The 19,418-nt window shown below is 36.4% G+C and carries 18 protein-coding genes; 13 read left to right on the top strand and 5 right to left on the bottom strand.

Annotation, left to right across the window (positions count from 1 at the left end; translation table 11 throughout):
* Positions 1-29 precede the first annotated feature (29 nt).
* Positions 30-920 (bottom strand): AraC family transcriptional regulator, encoded by an 891-nt coding sequence (locus B8955_RS01250; RefSeq protein WP_159444407.1) that lies wholly within the window; start codon positions 918-920, stop codon positions 30-32.
* 301 nt (positions 921-1,221) lie between these two features.
* Between B8955_RS01250 and B8955_RS01245 the strand changes: the two genes are divergently transcribed.
* From B8955_RS01245 to lacD, 4 genes are all read left to right on the top strand, one after another.
* A complete protein-coding gene (locus tag B8955_RS01245) occupies positions 1,222-2,208 on the top strand; it encodes a tetratricopeptide repeat protein (RefSeq protein ID WP_084097859.1) in 987 nt (328 codons plus the stop codon).
* Between the two features lie 125 nt (positions 2,209-2,333).
* Positions 2,334-3,377, top strand: coding sequence for an aldose epimerase family protein (locus tag B8955_RS01240; protein ID WP_084097858.1), 1,044 nt, complete (start codon positions 2,334-2,336; stop codon positions 3,375-3,377).
* Positions 3,378-3,453: 76 nt separating this feature from the next.
* Positions 3,454-4,632 (top strand): SIS domain-containing protein, encoded by a 1,179-nt coding sequence (locus B8955_RS01235; protein ID WP_084097857.1) that lies wholly within the window; start codon positions 3,454-3,456, stop codon positions 4,630-4,632.
* A gap of 49 nt (positions 4,633-4,681) precedes the next feature.
* Entirely contained in the window at positions 4,682-5,674 is a 993-nt protein-coding gene (gene lacD / locus B8955_RS01230) for a tagatose-bisphosphate aldolase (protein ID WP_084097856.1), read from the top strand.
* 59 nt (positions 5,675-5,733) lie between these two features.
* On the opposite strand, the gene B8955_RS01225 is transcribed toward lacD, so the two are convergent.
* Positions 5,734-6,450 carry a GntR family transcriptional regulator gene (locus B8955_RS01225; RefSeq protein ID WP_084097855.1) on the bottom strand — a complete coding sequence of 239 codons (717 nt, stop codon included), beginning with the start codon at positions 6,448-6,450 and terminating at the stop codon, positions 5,734-5,736.
* Positions 6,451-6,561: 111 nt separating this feature from the next.
* On the opposite strand from B8955_RS01225, the gene B8955_RS01220 reads away from it, so the two are divergent.
* From B8955_RS01220 to galT, 7 genes are all read left to right on the top strand, one after another.
* Positions 6,562-8,340 (top strand): glycoside hydrolase family 35 protein, encoded by a 1,779-nt coding sequence (locus B8955_RS01220; protein ID WP_084097854.1) that lies wholly within the window; start codon positions 6,562-6,564, stop codon positions 8,338-8,340.
* A 22-nt stretch (positions 8,341-8,362) separates the two neighbouring features.
* Positions 8,363-8,845 (top strand): PTS sugar transporter subunit IIB, encoded by a 483-nt coding sequence (locus tag B8955_RS01215; RefSeq protein ID WP_084097853.1) that lies wholly within the window; start codon positions 8,363-8,365, stop codon positions 8,843-8,845.
* Between the two features lie 19 nt (positions 8,846-8,864).
* Positions 8,865-9,764 carry a PTS mannose/fructose/sorbose/N-acetylgalactosamine transporter subunit IIC gene (locus B8955_RS01210; RefSeq protein ID WP_084097852.1) on the top strand — a complete coding sequence of 300 codons (900 nt, stop codon included), beginning with the start codon at positions 8,865-8,867 and terminating at the stop codon, positions 9,762-9,764.
* Positions 9,751-10,557: a PTS system mannose/fructose/sorbose family transporter subunit IID gene (locus B8955_RS01205; RefSeq protein WP_084097851.1), complete on the top strand. Its 807-nt coding sequence runs from the start codon at positions 9,751-9,753 to the stop codon at positions 10,555-10,557. The genes B8955_RS01210 and B8955_RS01205 overlap by 14 nt, the downstream gene beginning before the upstream one ends.
* 16 nt (positions 10,558-10,573) lie before the next feature.
* Positions 10,574-10,978: a PTS sugar transporter subunit IIA gene (locus tag B8955_RS01200; RefSeq protein WP_084097850.1), complete on the top strand. Its 405-nt coding sequence runs from the start codon at positions 10,574-10,576 to the stop codon at positions 10,976-10,978.
* Positions 10,979-11,083: 105 nt separating this feature from the next.
* Positions 11,084-12,265 (top strand): galactokinase, encoded by a 1,182-nt coding sequence (locus tag B8955_RS01195; protein ID WP_084097849.1) that lies wholly within the window; start codon positions 11,084-11,086, stop codon positions 12,263-12,265.
* Positions 12,266-12,283: 18 nt separating this feature from the next.
* A complete protein-coding gene (gene galT, locus B8955_RS01190; RefSeq protein WP_084097848.1) occupies positions 12,284-13,789 on the top strand; it encodes a UDP-glucose--hexose-1-phosphate uridylyltransferase in 1,506 nt (501 codons plus the stop codon).
* A gap of 31 nt (positions 13,790-13,820) precedes the next feature.
* On the opposite strand, the gene B8955_RS01185 is transcribed toward galT, so the two are convergent.
* The 3 genes from B8955_RS01185 to metK form a co-directional block, all read right to left on the bottom strand.
* Entirely contained in the window at positions 13,821-14,657 is an 837-nt protein-coding gene (locus B8955_RS01185) for an AraC family transcriptional regulator (RefSeq protein ID WP_084097847.1), read from the bottom strand.
* Between the two features lie 30 nt (positions 14,658-14,687).
* Positions 14,688-15,827, bottom strand: a complete 1,140-nt coding sequence (alr, locus tag B8955_RS01180) for an alanine racemase (protein ID WP_084097846.1) — start codon at positions 15,825-15,827, stop codon at positions 14,688-14,690.
* A gap of 132 nt (positions 15,828-15,959) precedes the next feature.
* Positions 15,960-17,168, bottom strand: coding sequence for a methionine adenosyltransferase (gene metK, locus B8955_RS01175; protein ID WP_084097845.1), 1,209 nt, complete (start codon positions 17,166-17,168; stop codon positions 15,960-15,962).
* Between the two features lie 244 nt (positions 17,169-17,412).
* On the opposite strand from metK, the gene B8955_RS01170 reads away from it, so the two are divergent.
* Together B8955_RS01170 and B8955_RS01165 are read left to right on the top strand one after the other, a co-directional pair.
* Positions 17,413-17,724 (top strand): hypothetical protein, encoded by a 312-nt coding sequence (locus tag B8955_RS01170; RefSeq protein WP_084097844.1) that lies wholly within the window; start codon positions 17,413-17,415, stop codon positions 17,722-17,724.
* A gap of 154 nt (positions 17,725-17,878) precedes the next feature.
* Positions 17,879-19,417, top strand: a complete 1,539-nt coding sequence (locus B8955_RS01165) for an ABC transporter permease/substrate-binding protein (protein ID WP_084097843.1) — start codon at positions 17,879-17,881, stop codon at positions 19,415-19,417.
* Position 19,418: the final 1 nt, after the last annotated feature.

Below are 19,418 nucleotides of genomic sequence, written 5' to 3'. Positions count from 1 at the left end.
CTCAATGTGATATTCCACATTGAGTTTTTTTATTTTGCGAGTGAACGCATAAAGTCTTTGGGTGATTGTGTAAATGTTTTTTTAAAACTACGATAGAAGGTTGAATAATCTCCAAATCCAGATTGACTAGCAACCTCTTGTAGAGATAATGAGTGTTGCGGGAAACTCCGCATTAAATTTGCTGCATAATTTGCTCGTTTTTGAATTAAATAGTCATGGAAATTTAAATTCATTTCACGGCGAAACAATTTCGAAAAATAATAGGGTGATAGACCAAATTCTTCCGTTATCCGCTGTAATTGAAGATTGGGGTCACGAAAATGATGGTCAATATAATAGATAATATGACTAAAGTGATGGTCTTCGTGATAGTTGCCAGGTAAACGATTTGATTGTGAACTTTGGACTAAATGAATCATCGCTTGGAATAAGTGATAAGCGATGGCAAATGGATAAATGTCATTTGCCTTGGAAACGAGCGGAACGATGCATTGGAATTCTTGTAGAATGTAATCTAAATCGCCAGTGTTCAATCGATAAATTTTAGCTTTAGTGATTAAATCGTTAAGGCCTTGGGTATATGTAGGGTTAGACAATACAAACTGTTGGTATAGTTCAGAAGATAGACGAATGACGTAACGAGCATGATTAATTTTTTCCTCATAAATCGCTTGATGCGGGGTATGGGCAGGGATTACTAGCACATCGCCTTTATATAATGTGAATGTTTGATTATCAATTTTATAGTGACATAAGTTTCCCAAGTAGAGGATGCATTCTATCTCATCATGAGTATGCCATGAAGCATCAGGCAAATCAGTAGTTATTGAGTGTGGCTTATCATTTAAGGATTGTTTTAATGTGTCATAATAAGCAAAATGAAACAAGCTTGGAGTAAGATTAAATTGAGCAGTTGTCATCATCATAGGCTCCTTAGTTAATAAATTAGCTCACAGCCCCATCTAGTATATAACAAAATGGGCGAGATGATAATAGCACTTTCTTAATAATTATTGATGATTTCTATGGTAAAATAAATAGGTGCAATGTAGAGAAAATAAGCGATAGCTAACGATGTTAAATGGTCAAATCACTTGATAAACAGATAAATATCGGTAAAATAAACAATGGTATGTTATGCTGTCGTTTTGCAAACGAGTAGATAAGATAGAAATAGCTATATTAGTGTTAAAATCGTTTAACGCTTAAGGAGCGGAAATTATGAGTGAGAAAAAAGAGGACTTGTTAAACCAGATTGTTATTCAAAAAACAGGAGATTTTGAGACAGATTTACGACACATTGCTCAAAACCTTCGAGACAACTTCGATTATATTGAGGATGAAGCGTTTATTAAAGCGTTGGACCAATATTTAGTTGAGGCTTATACTGATAAAGCAGATAGTCTTGAAACCATCTTAACAGATATTAAACAGACAGATGATGAAGAGTTTATGAGCAATATGAAGAAAATGTCACAAGATAATCCTACCCGAGCACAATTTGAAACGTCCTTATTTATTCGGAAAATGGAAGAAGATTTTTCAGAAATTCGCCCTCGAATGTATGAGAAAAATTTAAGTATCTATAGTCCGATTGATCAATTTGAATCTTGGTTGGAAAATGGTAGTGAAATGATCTTGAAGCCAACAAAAAGAGATTATGCGAATTTATATAAAGATTATGCTAGAATCTTAGTCACAAGTAATGAATGGCGTGAGGCCACTGAAATGTATCAACAGGCGACTTTGTGGAACCCATATGATGCGCCAGCTTATTTAGAATTGGCTGAACTTTATCAAAATATGGGGCAATATGGGATGTCATATCCAACGATTTTATCGGGATTGAAACATGCTTACTTCCCACATTGTTTAGCGCAAGGTTTCTATCTATTAGGTCAATTTTATTTATCTAAAGGCGACACAATGTCAGCTTATGAGTTATTCCACTTAAGTTTATTATGGGATGAATCAGAAGAGGCAAAAAAAGCCTTTTACGAGCTGATGGAACAAATGCCTGAACAGATGCGAGTGGATTTGACAGCGCCAGAAGTGTTAGCTGCTGTTAACTTATCGATGTATCCTGATGCGGAAAAATTAGCAGCTTTAGAAAATTATATCAATGAGGCAGAGTTGTCTGATGAAGATAAAGAAAAATTGATAGAGACTTATCAACATATTATTGGTGAATTATCAAAAATGAAATAAATAAGATAAGGAGAGTGATGGTAGCATCATTCTCCTTTTTTAGGATTAGATTTAATATATTGAATGTAGGAAACGGTTACATAGTATGGTAAAATAAAGAAGAGATTTTTTAAGTAGGTGAAAGAATGAATATAGAGGAAACGATATTTGGTCAATATCAAGAAATGACCTATCATAAAATAATTTTAGAAAATGATCATCAAGTGAGTATCGAAGTGACAGACTTAGGTGCACGAATAGTTGGATTCAATGTCCCGTTGGCATCAGGGGAAATGGTAAATATCGTCGAAGGGCATCAAGATGCCAAAGAAGTTTTTGATTTACATAGTTATTATTTAGGAGCAACTGTCGGACGAGTAGCTGGTCGTATTGCTGATGGACAATTTTCATTAAATGGAGAAACTGTTTACTTGGACCAAAATGAAGGAAAAAATCACCTACATGGCGGTGAGATTTCAATAGACTTGGACCAATGGAATTATACTATTGGAGAAGATGACGAGAGTGTCTTTGTGACATTTGAATGGACAGATCCTGATGGACGTAATGGTTATCCTGGCAATGTAACATTTAAGGTAACGCATCGTTTAACAAATAATAATGCTTGGATAATTGATTACGATGTTGAGACGGATAAGGAAACCATCGTCAATCCAACCAACCATGTATACTTTAATTTAAATGCTAACCATGAAACCATTTTAAATCATCAATTACAAATTCAAGCGTCTCGCTATATGCCTGTCGATGATTCAGGTCTTCCTATCAATGAGGAAGGAAAAGATGTGACGAACTCTATTTTTGATTTAAGAAACGGACGTTTATTAACAGATATCATTAATAGTGATGATGAGCAGATAAAAGCAAAAGGCGGATTAGATCATCCATTTATCTTAGATGACAATCAAGCCCCTTCCTTATCTTTATCACAACCGGATAACAAACTAGCCGTTGATATTTATACGACTGCTCCTAGTGTGATTATTTATACGATGAATGGGAATGATCCTAATGACCGCGAACGTCAACCTCATCAAGCGATTGCGATTGAAACACAATTTTTACCGAATGCTATGAATTTTTCAAATGTTCCTGAAGAGTTGATAATTAATCCAGGAAAGGCCTTTCATAGCCGTACTGTTTACCAATTAAATGATGAAAATATCTGAAGCGCTTGACTTTTTCGTCGAAATTTAATATGCTAAATTTGAAAAGTTGATATATTAAATTTATAAGGAGGCACTTATGTTTACCTATAGTGAAGAAAAATTAGACACATTAGGGGCTCGCATAACAACTGAAGAAATTAAGCAACAGCCAAAATTATGGCAAGAAGCGCTTGATATTTATGAAGGTAAAAAACAAGAAATTAAAGATTTCTTAGCTAAAGTTACCGCAGATAGTCAAGGCAAACGCGTACGTGTGATTTTTACTGGTGCTGGAACCTCTCAATATGTTGGTGATACGGTTACCCCACATTTAAACCAAACAGGGGATACAAGCCAATTCGTTTTTGAATCTTATGCTACAACTGATATTGTGGCACATCCGCAATCTTACTTATTCCCAGATGAAACAACGATTTTAGTTTCATTCGCACGTAGCGGGAATAGTCCTGAAAGCTTAGCAGCCAAAGAAATTGCGAATAAATATGTTAACAATATTTATCACTTGTTGATTACATGTGCACCAGAAGGAAAATTAGCAACTGAAAGTGAAGGCAAAGAGAATGAATTTCTATTATCAATGCCTGAAAAATCTAACGATGCTGGTTTTGCTATGACAGGATCATTCACATGTATGACATTATCTGCCATGTTAGTATTTGATACAACAGCTGATAGTGAAAAAGCAGAATATGTTAAAGCAGCTGCTACTTTAGGTGAAGAAGTTGTTAGCCGTGAAGAAGATATTCAAAAATGGGTCGACTTAGATTATGATCGTGTGGTTTATCTAGGTTCAGGTGCTTTATCTGGACTAGCTCGTGAAGCACAATTAAAATTATTAGAATTAACAGCTGGCCAAGTTGCTACAGTGTTTGATTCTTCTATGGGCTTCCGTCATGGACCAAAATCATTTATCAACGAGAAAACAATCGTGTTTGACTTTGTCGCTAACGATACATATACAAGTCAATATGATTACGATATTTTAACTGAAGTAGCTACTGATGATATTGCGCAAGCAACTGTAGGTATCGAACAACAATCTCAAGACTCAGGTAAAGAGTTTGAAGGTTCTCGCTTCACTTTCTCAAGTGATGCTATTCTATTACCAGCAGGATACTTAGCCTTACCTTATATTATGGTGGCACAAACATTTGCACTATTAACCTCAGTAAAAGTGGATAACACACCAGATACTCCTTCAGCAACAGGTACAGTCAATCGGGTGGTTAAAGGCGTTACTATCCACGAATTTTAATTTCATAATGGTTTCAAAATTATAAAAAATAAAAAGGAAGGAAAATGTTATGTTACATTTATCAGAAAACAAAAAAGCTGCTTTAAAACAATTATCTAATGAAGATGATGTCATCGCTGCATTAGCGATTGACCAACGTGGTGCATTACGCCGTATGTTAGATGGTTTTGGTGCTGACACAGACCAAGAAACAATTGAAGAATTCAAAAGCCTTGTGTCTAAAGAATTGACAAAATATGCCTCTTCAATTTTATTAGACCCAGAATATGGTTTACCAGCAACTAAAGTAAGAGATGACTCAGCTGGTTTATTACTAGCTTATGAAAAAACAGGTTATGACGCTGATACACCTGGACGTTTACCAGACTTATTAAATGTGTGGTCAGCTAAACGTATTAAAGAAGCTGGTGCCGACGCTGTTAAAATCTTAGTTTACTATGATGTTGATGAAGGCGACGAAATTAACGATCAGAAAAAAGCTTTCGTTGAACGTGTAGGTAGTGAAGCAGCAGCTGAAGATATTCCATTCTTCCTAGAATTAGTTTCTTACGACGCTAATATTGAAGATGCTAAATCTGCTGAATTTGCTAAAGTAAAACCTCACAAAGTTAACGAAATGATGAAAGTCTTCTCAGACCCACGTTACCAAGTTGACGTACTAAAAATGGAAGTTCCTGTTAATATGAACTTTGTTGAAGGTTACGGCGATGGTGAAGTTGTTTATACACAAGAAGAAGCAAAACAAGCATTCAAAGAACAAGCTGAAGCAACTAATTTACCATACATCTTCTTAAGTGCAGGTGTTTCAATGGACTTATTCAAAGACACATTGAAATTTGCTAAAGAAGCAGGTTCAACATTTAATGGTGTATTATGTGGACGGTCTACATGGAAAAATAGTGTAGAAGTTTACGCAACTGCTGAAGGTGACCGCGAAGAAACAACATTAGAATGGTTACGTACAGAAGGTAAAGCAAATATTGAAGCATTAAATGCTGTCTTAAAAGAAACAGCAACTCCTTGGAACAAAAAAATCGATTAATTAGTTGACCTAAACAATCGATAGTTATTAATGAAAGGGTAGCGAGGGGGCTTCCCCCCTTATTCCCAATCATTGGACTGTATTTTAATTTTAAAATAGTTCCATTTTTTGTAAGAGTGAACAATTTCCAGCGTATTCCCGCTATCTCTACCAACCGTTAGCCGGTTTTGATAGACACAGGGTTCATGAGGGTTAAGTTCTAGTTCTTGATGGACTTTCTCAGGAATGTCTAAACGAACATCGTTAGTTTCCCGAAAATATTGTTGGGACATATCGATATTAAAATCTTCATGGAAGCGCCGATAGATTGAGGTGTAGTACACTGGATTTAAATCGCTCTTGTCAATGTAAGCGCTTGGGATATATGATTTTTGGAAAATATAGGGATCGTCTACATTATAGCGGACACGTTCGATGATGTAATAGGTATCATCTTTTGCTAAGTTTAACTTTTTAAGGATTTCAGGATTGTTTCCTGGTTCTAAGGTTAACACTTTGACGTGATCATTTTTGATGGGGAATACTTCTTCATCGGAGAATTTAATGGGCTGATCTTTACGAGCACGAGAGATAAATGTTCCTTTTCCTTGAAAGCGAACGAGATAACCTTCGTTAACAAGTTCGTTTAAAGACCGGATAACAGTAATGGAAGACACGTTAAATTTCTTAGCGAGTTCAGCTTCTGTGTAAAATTTATCTCCGGGATTAAAATGATGACTTGACGTGATTTCTTTACGTAATGCATCTTTAATCATTTCGTATTTTGGTTTTTTCATAATTCTAACGGCCTGCCTTTCAATTGATAACTATTTTGAAACCTTATATTAATATATTAAATTATTTTTTGCAACTAAATCGATAAACACTATGATGAAAGGGAGGAAAGCATGGCACAGTTTGAAATAAAAGAAGATTTTATACTAAATGGCGAACCAATGAAAATTCTGTCAGGAGCTATTCATTATTTCCGTGTACATCCAGATGATTGGTACCATTCTTTGTATAACTTAAAAGCATTAGGATTTAATACAGTAGAGACATATGTTCCTTGGAATATGCATGAGCCTTATGAAGGCGAGTATCATTTTGATGGTATGCTAGATATTGAACGATTTTTAAATATCGCTCAAGAACTAGGTTTATATGCAATTGTTCGACCATCGCCATATATTTGTGCAGAATGGGAATTTGGTGGCATGCCAGCGTGGTTACTTGAGAAAGATGTGCGCTTACGTTCTTCAGATTCTCGCTACTTAGAATATGTTGGCCGTTACTACGATCACTTAATTCCTAAACTATTACCTCACCAATTAAGTGAAGGTGGCAACGTCTTAATGTTCCAAGTAGAAAATGAATATGGCTCATATGGCGAAGATAAAGAATACTTAAAACAATTAAGTCATATGATGCTTGAACGTGGAATTAAACAACCACTATTTACATCAGATGGCCCATGGCGTGCAACTTTAAGAGCCGGTTCATTAATTGATGAAGATATTTTTACAACCGGAAACTTCGGTTCTAAAGCGAAGAAAAACTTTGATTCTATGCAATCATTCTTCGATGAACATGGTAAAAAATGGCCACTAATGACAATGGAATTCTGGGATGGTTGGTTTAATCGTTATAATGAACCAATTGTAACTCGGGAAACTGATGAATTAGTAGATGCCGTTAAAGAAGCTATGGAATTAGGATCAATTAACCTTTATATGTTCCACGGAGGAACAAACTTTGGATTTATGAATGGATGTTCTGCACGGTTGCAACATGATCTACCACAAGTGACGTCTTATGATTATGGAGCTCCGTTAGATGAGCAAGGTAATCCAACTGAGAAATATTATGCATTACAAAAAATGATGAATGAATATTTCCCAGAATACGAAACCAAAGAACCGTTAGTTAAAGAAAGTATGGCAGTTAGTGATATCCCATTAACAGATAAAGTTTCATTATTTGAAGTGGCGGATGATTTAGTAACCCCACAACGGACTAAATATCCAAAAACAATGGAAGCTTTAGGACAAAATACAGGATATACACTTTACCAAACACAAATTGAAAAAGATACAGATGATCCAGAACGAATTCGTGTGGTTGACGCTCGTGACCGAGTACACGTCTACACCAATGGCAATCATGTTAAAACCCAATATCAAGAAGAAATTGGGGAAGACATTAATGTGAAGTTAAATACTGAAGTTACTGACTTGACAGTACTTGTTGAAAACATGGGACGTGTCAATTATGGACATAAATTTGTCGCTCCGACACAACGAAAAGGAATTCGTAATGGCGTAGCAATTGACTTACACTTTGCGACTGATTGGGTTCAATATCCATTGAGTTTAGAAGATGTTTCTGCAATTGACTACACTAAAGACCATCATAATAATCAACCAGGCTTTTATAAATTTACTGTGGATATTGATCAACCGAAAGATACTTTCATTGATATGGAAGGATTTGGTAAAGGTGTGGTCTTCGTTAATAACCACAATGTTGGACGTTACTGGGAAGTGGGTCCTTACTTAACATTATATGTGGCTAAAGGTTTCTTACATAGTGGCGAAAATGAAATCGTTGTATTTGAAACTGAAGGCAAATATCAAGACCATATCAACCTAGTTGATTCGCCAAAAGTAATGGATATAAAAGAATAAAAAAAGAAAGAGGGAGTTATTTATGACAATTGTTGCAGCACGTATTGACGGTCGTTTAATTCACGGACAAGTCGCTAACTTATGGAGTACTAAATTAAATGTTAGTCGTATCATGGTAGTGGACGATAGAGTAAGTGAAGATCCAATTGAAAAATCTGGATTGAAACTTGCTACTCCAGCAGGTGTTAAATTAAGTGTACTACCTGTTGAAAAAGCCGCTAAAAACATTTTAGCTGGTAAATATGATTCACAACGTGTCTTCATTGTGGCTCGTCGTCCAAAAACATACTTACGCTTAATTGAAGCAGGTGTGCCATTAGATACTATTAACGTTGGTAACATGTCACAAACAGACGAAACACGTTCAATTACAAACTCAATCAATGTGGTTGACGAAGACGTTGAAGTCTTTAAAGAATTGGATAACAAAGGTGTCTACTTAAAAGCACAAATGGTACCTAATGATCCAGAACAAGACTTAATGAAACTTTTAAAAGAAGCATAATTATTGTGGAGGAAGAATAATGGAATTTCAATGGTGGCAAATTTTACTACTAACCTTATATGCAGGGTACCAAATCTGGGATGAATTACATATCTATTCATCAGCAGGTTCTGCTGTATTCGCAGGATTCTTCACTGGGTTAGTAATGGGTGATGTAACAACTGGTTTAATTATCGGTGGTGGTATGCAATTAACGATTTTAGGTGTTGGTACTTTCGGTGGTGCTTCACGTATCGATGCTAACTCAGGTTCAGTTTTAGCAACAGCATTCTCAATCGCAATTGACATGGACCCACAACAAGCAATCGCAGTTTTAGCGGTTCCGGTAGCAGCCTTAATGATTCAATTAGACGTTCTTGCACGTTTCGCAAATACTTTCTTTGCACACCGTGTAGATACAAATATTGAAAATCATAACTACAAAGGAATCGAACGTAACTTCTTATTAGGTAACTTATCATGGACACTTTCTCGTGCACTTCCAGTATTTTTAGCATTAGTATTTGGTAGTGGCGTTGTTGAAGCAGTTGTTGATGTTTTAAATAATCAATTAGCATGGTTAGGTAACGGATTAACAGTTGCTGGTGCAGTATTACCTGCTGTAGGTTTTGCAATTTTATTAAGATATTTACCAGTGAAAAAACACTTCCCTTACTTAATCTTAGGTTTCATTATTACTGTATTATTCTCAACTCTATTCTCAAATGTTCAAGTATTAGGAACAGGCGTAGCATCTGTTGTTGAAGATCTTGGTGCAACATTCAATGGCCTACCAATGTTAACAATTGCATTAATTGGTTTTGCTCTAGCAGCTATTTCATTCAAAAACAACAATGCCAAACCACAACAACAACCGGTTAATAACGCTAACCAAGTAGACGCAGATATGGAAGGAGAAATTGAGGATGACGAAATCTAATTATAAATTAACGAAAAAAGACTTCAATCAAATTAACCGTCGTAGCTTATTCGGTTTCCAATCTGGTTGGAACTATGAAAGAATGCAAGGATCAGGATATCTATATACTATCCTTCCACAATTACGTAAAATGTACGGAGACAATACTGATGAATTAAAAGACATGATGAAAACTCATGCACAATTCTTCAATACGTCAAACTTCTTAAATACGATTGTTACAGGTATTGACTTAGCGGTCGAAGAAGAAGAAGGTTACGCAGCTAAAGAAACGGTTGCTGGTTTAAAAGCTGGTTTAATGGGACCATTCGCTGCGATTGGTGACTCAATCTTTGGTGCGTTATTACCAACCATCTTCGGTGCGATTGCAGCAAACATGGCAAGCCAAGGTAACCCAACTGGTCTATTTATTTGGATTGTAGCGAACATCTTCGTTATGTTCTTCCGTTGGAAATCTATTGATGTTGCTTACCGTGAAGGTTCAGCATTCGTTACAACAATGTCAGACAAATTAACAGCTTTAACTGATGCTGCTACTTTAATGGGGGTATTCATGGTAGGTGCCCTATGTGCGACAATGGTACGTGTTCAATTTGCGATTACACCACACTTTGGTGATGTTACTGTTGACGTTCAAAACATTGCTGACCAAATTATGCCAGGATTATTACCAGCAGCAATCGTTGGTGGTGTTTACTGGTTACTAGGTAGAAAACGTATGACATCTACAAAAGCAATCTTTATTGTATTAGTTGTCTGTGTTGCACTTTCAGCATTAGGAGTTATTCAATAGAAGGAGATTTTAAAGAGTGAAAACATTGGTTTTAGTTAGTCATGGTCATTTTGCAGAAGGTATTAAACAAAGTGCTGAAATGATTATGGGAGAACAAGAAAACATTCATACAGTCATTTTAGAACCAGAAGAAGGTCCTGAAGATTTCCAAAAAAAATTCTTAGAAACAACTGAATCTATGGATGAAATGGTTGTCTTTGCGGATTTAATGGGTGGAACACCATGTAATGTGGTTTCTAAATTAGTTCTTGCTGGTAAAAACATTGAATTATATGCAGGTATGAACTTACCAATGATCATATCATTTATTAATGGAGAGCTAGTTGGTACAGACGAAGACTATGTGGCATCAAGTCAAGAAAACATTGCTAACGTTAATGAAAAATTACAAGCAATGATGAATGATGACGATGACGAATAAGTTGTAAAGCTTTCCAGCTAATAAGCGATAGGAGGCTGGGACATGTGTCCCAGCCTTTCTATCTATCTAGACATTTATTAATTAGAGATAGAAGAGGTGACAATTATGGATTTAAAACATACAGAAGAATTAGCTGCTAAATTTAACGATATTTTTGGTTATAAACACGATAAAACGTATTTTTCACCTGGTCGTGTGAATTTAATCGGTGAACATATCGATTATAGTGGAGGACATGTTTTCCCTTGTGCTATTACAAAAGGAACAATGGCATTAGTGGGGTTGCGTGATGATAAGGAAGTTCACGCTTACTCTGAAAACTTTGCTGATTTAGGCACTAAAGTTTTTAATATTGATGATGACTTGACCTACGATGACGATGATGAATGGGTTAACTTTGTGAAAGGTGTCGTTCACTTTATCAAAAAAGCAGGTCATGAGGTGACTCAAGGGTTCGATTTATTGATTTACGGTGATATCCCTAATGGTGCAGGTTTATCCTCTTCAGCTTCATTAGAATTATTGATTGGTGTTATTGTTGATGATTTGGACCAATTGAATATTTCTCGTTTAGACTTAGTGAAAATTGGCCAACAAGTGGAAAATCATTTTATTGGTGTTAATTCAGGAATTATGGACCAATTTGCTGTTGGTTTTGGTGAAACTGACACGGCATTATATTTAGATGTTAATACACTAGACTACGAAAAAGTTCCAGTTGATTTTAAAGACAATGTCATTTTAATCATGAATACGAATAAACGTCGCGAATTGGCAGATTCTAAATATAACCAACGTCGCCAAGAAAGTGATGCAGCGTTAGCACGCTTACAAGAGAAATTAGATATTCAAACGTTAGGTGATTTAACGAACGAAACATTTGAAGCTAATAGTGATTTATTAACTGATCCTATTTTGTATAAACGAGCAAAACATGCTGTATCTGAAAATAATCGGACCAAAGCAGCTAAAGAGGTATTAGCAGCCGGTGACTTAGAAAAATTCGGTCAATTACTAAATGAATCACATATTAGTTTACGTGATGATTATGAAGTGACTGGTGTTGAATTAGATACGTTGGTTCAAGAAGCTTGGGAATGTGACGGTGTCCTAGGTGCTCGTATGACAGGAGCAGGTATGGGCGGTTGCGCTATTGCTTTAGTCAATAAAGATAACGTAGATCACGTTATTGATGTCATTAATAAGGCATACAAAGAAAAAATTGGTTATGCTGCTAGCTTCTATGTTGCTGAAATTGGACCAGGTGCTGAAAAAGTTTCAGATTAATAAGGAAAGGGAGAAATAATGAAAGGAACAATCGAAGCAGCTATTCAACAATTTGTTCATGCTGCTATTGAATCAGAAGCCATCTCGGCAATTGATAAAAACTATGTGACGAACCGGCTATTGGCAATCTTTGATTTGAACAGTATCGACGAATTAGAGGATACCAATCAATCAGGTGATTTATTGAGTGCCATGGACCAATTGGTAGAATTCGCACGCGAAAAAGGAATGATTGATGAGTCACACGCTGATCAAGAAATTTTTGAAGCGAAGTTGATGGATTTAATAACTCCACAGCCATCAGTCGTTAATCATATTTTCTGGGATAAATACCATAATGAGAGTCCTGAAGCAGCAACGGATTACTTCTATCATTTAGCCCAACAAAATGATTATATTAAAACACGTAATATTGCCAAAAATATTTTATTTACTAGTCAAAGTCAATACGGTGAAATGGAAATTACCATTAATCTGTCTAAACCAGAAAAATCACCGAAAGAAATCGCAGCTGCTAAAAATAATCCAAGTAGCAACTATCCATTATGTGCGCTATGCTTCGAAAATGAAGGATTTAAAGGCGATAAATCTCATGCGGCACGTCAAAATCATCGGATTGTTCGATTAGATTTAGATGGCAAAACATATGGTTTCCAATATTCTCCATACGTTTACTATAATGAACATTCTATCTTTATTAATGAACATCATGAACCAATGAAAGTGCATAAACAAACGTTTAAAAACTTATTAGCGATTATTGATCATTTACCACATTATTTTGTGGGATCAAATGCTGACTTACCTGGAGTGGGTGGGTCTGTATTAAGCCATGATCATTATCAAGGTGGCCACCATACTTTCCCAATGGAAAAAGCCCCTATTTATCAACACATTTCACTGGATAACTATCCAATGATTGAAGCCGGTTTAGTCGACTGGCCAATGTCAGTCATTCGTTTACGTACGAGTGATAAAGAACAGTTAGTTCAATGTGCTGATGATATATTACAAGCATGGATTGGTTATTCTGATGAAGCGCGTGATATTTTAGCTTATACTGACGATGAACGGCATAACACGATTACGCCAATTGCACGTATGAAAGATGGACAATATGAAATGGACCTAGTCTTACGGAATAATCGTGCAAATGAAGAACATCCAGATGGTATTTTCCATCCTCATGCTGATGTCCAACATATTAAGAAAGAAAATATTGGATTGATTGAAGTGATGGGATTGGCGATTTTACCGCCACGTCTAAAAACAGAATTAGCTGATGTTAGAGCTTTCTTACTTGATAAAGAAGAATTATCTCAAGTAGAAACGATGCATCAAGCTTGGGCGGAGGATTTAAAAGCCAATTATCACCCAACAACTGAAACAGAAGCACAAGAAATTGTCGAAAAAAGTTTAGGAGATATCTTTACTCGGATTCTTGAAGATGCGGGTGTCTTCAAAACAGATGACGATGGACGTACAGGATTCGAACAATTTATTTCTTACTTTAATCAACAATAACTAAAAAGTGGGCTGATTTTATCAGTCCACTTTATTTTTTTACAGTTTCATGAGGGCGATAGTGAAAGTGTTTCATAAAAGCACGATAGAAATTACTATAATCATTAAAACCAGCTTTTTGCCAACTTTCTGTGACCGAATACCCTTGTTCGATATAGTCATGGGCAGCTTGTAGGCGAAGGAATAAAATAAATCGATAGAGAGTCGATTCGAAATAATCATGGAAAAAGCGATTAATAGTTGAAGTGCTCACTTGGAATAAATCAGCAATTTCTGTAATCGTAATGTCTTCTGAATAATGTGCTTCTACGTAAGTTTTTATTTGAAAAGCTAATTGTTCCCGCTCATCAACCTTGAGTTTTTCGGCATTTGGATTTTTTAATAATTCATAAATTTCCAAAAATAATTGGGAAGCTAGGGCAAAGGAAATTTTCCGTGAGATATCTGTTGGTTCTTCATTCAAACGATAGTCTAATTTATCGACAATATGTAAGAGATGCCGCCACGTTTTAAATGAATAATGTAAAATGTGGGGTTCATTAAATAAGGATAGGGTTTCAGGTGTGTCAATAAAACTTTCAGAAATTGATTTTAAAAAGTTATCACTAATTGAAACGAAAAAACCATAGTCTCCAGCTGGTTGATTATTTTTAGCTTTAGGTAATTCTAACCGACGCGCTACTGAACTAGGTAGGACAGCAATATGGTACATATTTAATGGGACCTTGGCATCATCATCAAATAAGAGTTGAATCGGCTTCTTAGCAAAGACTAATTCATGGCGATGAAATGATGTTTGATTATATTGCCCAATCGCTTGGGCAGTAATCGGACGGACTTTAATTCGAAATGGGATTGAAGACAACATGCGTCTTGACCTCCAGTATTAAGTTCATTTTTAGTAATAGTAAAGGGGTAAACGATTAGAGAAACCACATGTTATTTCATGCGGAATAGTATCGCAATGTTTTGCCATATCTTCTACTCGGTTCACTTTATCTTTGCTACGGCCAATAAAAGTGACAGGTGTTCCCTCAGGATAATATTTAGGTAAGCGAATCATCAATTGATCCATGCAAACACGACCGACAATAGGACACTCGTGACCGTCAACAAGGACTGTGTATCCTGTTAATTGGCGTGGACAGCCATCAGCATAACCAATAGGTAATGTTGCAATCCATTCTTCTTGAGAAGTTGTGTATGTTGCACCATAACTAATTGTTTCATGGGCAGAAAGTTTTTTAACGTAGATAATCGTTGATGTTAAACTTAGTGCAGGTTCTAGATCGTAAGGTAATGCCATGGCATCATTCGTCGTATTTAAACCATACATGGCGATTCCTAATCGTGCCCAATCTAATGTCATTTCGGGATGCCATAAGCACATGGCTGAGTTTGAATAATGACAAACAGGTTGATTTGGCAATTGACTAAAGTCAAGGGCTGTCACAATATTTTGGAAACGATGAGCCTGACTTTCAAAAACATCTGTTTCCCAATTAGAGAGATTGTCTGCCGTTGCAAAATGAGTAAAGATACCTTCTAATTTAAAGGCAGACGGGTGACTAGCAATGAAATTAACCAATGGCTGTAAATCTTCTGCATGGCGAAGACCAATTCGTCCCATTCCCGTATCGACTTTTAAGTGGACGTTTAACGGGTGAGTAGGTGAATCACCTAGTCGATTATAAGCTTCTTTGAGATAGTGTAGGGAGGAAACAGTGACCGATACTTGCTTTTGAGCAAGTAATGGGGCGTCCTCAACCGGCGTGACACCGAGTATTAGAATGGGACGAGAAATATCATTTGCGCGTAATTCTAATGCTTCATCTGAAATAGCGACACAAAAACCGTCCACATCGGCTTCGCAGAGTGCTTTGGCAACAGGTAATGCACCGTGACCGTAAGCGTTGGCCTTAATCACTGCATGAACTTGGGTTCCTTTAGGTAGTTGCCCTTTAATTTTTAAGTAATTATTGACAATTGCTTGTGTTGAAATATGTATATATGAAGGGCGATGTGTACCACTTACCATAAATCATCAGATCCTATCTTTTTTTCGTTATCATATAGTTTACCACGATTTTCCCTTTTCACCAATAATGCTTAATAGATAATAAAACAGCTAAGATTAACCTTAGCTGTTTTTATTAAATCGTTAGTATAATTAGTTAAAGTAAGCTTTTAAAGCGTCTACTTTGTCAGTTGCTTCCCAAGGGAAAATACCGTTCTCTGGTTTGCGACCAAAGTGACCATATGAAGCAGTGGCTTCATAGATTGGGCGACGCAATTCTAAAGAATTGATAATACCACTTGGGGAAAGATCAAATAAGTCTCGTACCGCTTCAATCAACGCTTCATAGCCAACGGTTCCTGTTTCAAACGTATCAACACGAATAGAGACCGGTTCGGCAACTCCAATAGCGTAAGCTAATTGGACTTCACAACGTTTGGCTAAACCAGCCGCTACAATATTTTTAGCGATATAGCGGGCCATGTAACTAGCGCTACGGTCAACTTTTGAGGCATCTTTTCCAGAGAAAGCACCACCGCCATGACGAGCCATTCCACCATAAGTATCGACAATAATTTTACGACCGGTTAAACCGGAATCGCCTTTTGGTCCACCGATAACAAAGCGACCGGTAGGATTAATCAAAAAATGTGTGTCGTCATCTAACAAATGAGCGGGAATCATTGGTTTGATGACATGTTCAATGATGTCATGATGTAACGTTTCTTGATCAATATTATCGTCATGTTGAGTACTTAGAACGACTGTATCCACCCGTTGTGGCTCGTTATCGTTGTTGTATTCAATCGTCACTTGAGCTTTACCATCTGGACGTAAATAAGGTAAGACATTTTGATGACGTAAAGTGGCTAATTGTTTGGTTAAACGATGCGCTAATGTGAGTGGTAAAGGCATATATTCAGGCGTTTCGTCAGTTGCGTAACCGAACATTAAACCTTGGTCACCAGCTCCTAATGCAGCATCCCGTTCACTATTATTATCGGCAGGTGCGGATTTTGATTCTAAAGAGTGGTCAACCCCTTGCGCAATATCGGGAGATTGTTGGTCTAAGGCAACAAGAACGGCTAAATTTTCAGCATCGAAGCCATATTTCCCACGGTTATAGCCAATGTTGTCTACCGTTTTTCTCACAATATCTTGATAATCAATTTGCGCTTGTGAAGAGATTTCTCCAACAAGAACCACTAGACCTGTGTTAACTACTGTTTCACAAGCCACACGACTATAAGGATCCTGAGCCAAAGCAGCGTCTAAAATGGCATCACTAATTTGATCAGCAATTTTATCAGGATGTCCTTCAGTGACACTTTCACTTGTAAATAATATTTTTTCACTTACCATTAAGTTTCCTCCATTTATTTTCCGCTTGTGGCCACGGATGTATTATGTAAATTTTCCCTTATTTTCTAAGGAGTGTCAAATGAATTTTGCTTTAAAAAGAGAATAAGTTATGAGAAAATAATATTTTAGTTTAAATATCAAACTAGCGACGGATTTTGTTGATAAATGTGAACTTTAGTTCAAATCCAAATGAAATTCCTTTATACTGTAAATAACGTCATCAGTAACATAAGGAGGCCTTAGAATGAAACGACGAACCTATCGTGAATGGAAAAAATATATGGAAGCAACTGACAAACGTCATACTTCCTCACATTTAGCAAATCAAGATACCACAGAGTATTCTAAGGCTGAGTTTCGTGACATCGATTCTGTTAACCAAAATATTAATTTACTAGATACCAATGAAATCTATTTTAAAGAGCAAAAAGATAAGCAGTGGCAATGGTCCAACCCTAAACACCCTTGGCGATTAGTTATAGGTGTCATTTTAGTTATCATTGCTATTATTCTTTTAGTCGTATTTGGACATACAGTCATCACATATTTACGCTGAATCGTTTTGTGTAAGCGTTCTGTTCTCTAGAGAATGGGACGCTTTTTTTGTAAAATTTATTTTTTCACTACGCAAGCGTTTTTCTTGCGCCAATATTCACAAAAATATATGATTAAGATACCTTGTGTGAAAATAAGTAAGCTAGGGGGAAATTATGAATGCCTTGTTAGAAACGTTCATAGAACGTAAAGATGAACTGTTATCAGCGACATTAACACATATCGGTATTTCACTGACCGCTTTATTAATTGCGATTGTGATTACGGTTCCGTTAGCGATTTGGTTAGTTAATCATCGAAAAGTTGGCGAAGTGGTTTTACAAATAACCAGTGTGTTACAAACGATTCCGTCGTTAGCGTTACTAGGATTATTAATTCCTTTTGTTGGCATAGGGTCAACCCCAGCATTAATTGCGTTAGTTATTTATGCTCTGTTGCCCATTTTTCAAAATACGTATGTGGGACTGTCGGAAATTGATCCCGCTTTAGAAGAAGCTGCTACCGCCTTTGGAATGTCAAGGTTACGGCGACTATTTAAAGTTGACTTACCGATTGCGATGCCTATTATTATTTCTGGTATTCGTAGTGCGCTTGTATTGATTATTGGGACCGCAACCTTAGCTGCTTTGGTAGGTGGTGGTGGTCTCGGGAACTTTATTTTATTAGGGATTGACCGAAATAATTTAGCGCTTACGTTAATCGGAGCTATTGCTTCGGCATTATTGGCGGTTATTTTCAGTGGACTTATTCGTATGCTGCAATATATGAAACCCAAATGGTCATTAGGGATTATTTTGACGCTGTGCTTAATGATTGTAGGGGGAACAATATATGAACAGTATCAAAACCGAGAAGAAACGGTTCGAATTGCTGGTAAGTTAGGGTCTGAGCCAGATATCTTGATTAATATGTATAAAGAATTAATTGAAGAGGCAGATCCCAATATGACTGTTGAATTAAAATCAAATTTTGGGAAAACAAGTTTTGTGTTTAATGCGTTAAAAAGTGATGAAGTTGATATTTACCCAGAATTCACAGGAACTGTTCTAGACAGTTTGGTGTCCGTTCCTGAATCGTTAGATGCGAGCCAACTATCACCTGAAGAAACATACCAAGAAGCCGACAAGCGATTAAAAGAGCAATTTGATATGACATTGTTAAAACCAATGGCCTATCAAAACACTTATGCGTTAGCTGTGAGAGACGATTATGCTAAAGATCATCAATTAACAACAATTTCAGATTTAAAGGCAATTAGCCAACAAGTGCAAGCAGGCTTTACCTTAGAGTTTATTGATCGTGATGATGGGTATAAAGGTATTCAATCATTATATGATTTACAATTTGGTGACGTTGCTAGTATGGAACCGTCACTCCGTTATGAAGCCATTGGCAACGGTGATATTGATATTACAGATGCTTATTCGACTGATAGTCAGTTAGAAGAGTATCATTTAAAATTGTTAGAGGACGATCAACAACTATTTGCCTCTTATCAAGGAGCACCATTAATGCGTCAGGAATTTTATGATGACCATCCTAAAATTGTGGAAGCATTAAATCAACTAGCCGGTCAAATTACTGAAGAAGAGATGGCCAAAATGAATTATGCTGTAAATGTAGAAGAAAAAGATGCACAAGAGGTAGCTCACGATTACTTGGTTGCGCACGGATTAGTAGAGGAAGGGGATTAAA

Origin of the sequence: Aerococcus suis (assembly GCF_900176325.1) — a bacterium.
Taxonomy (GTDB): domain Bacteria; phylum Bacillota; class Bacilli; order Lactobacillales; family Aerococcaceae; genus Aerococcus; species Aerococcus suis.
The sequence above is the reverse complement of the archived record's forward strand: the minus strand, read 5'-3'. Positions and strand labels throughout refer to the sequence as shown.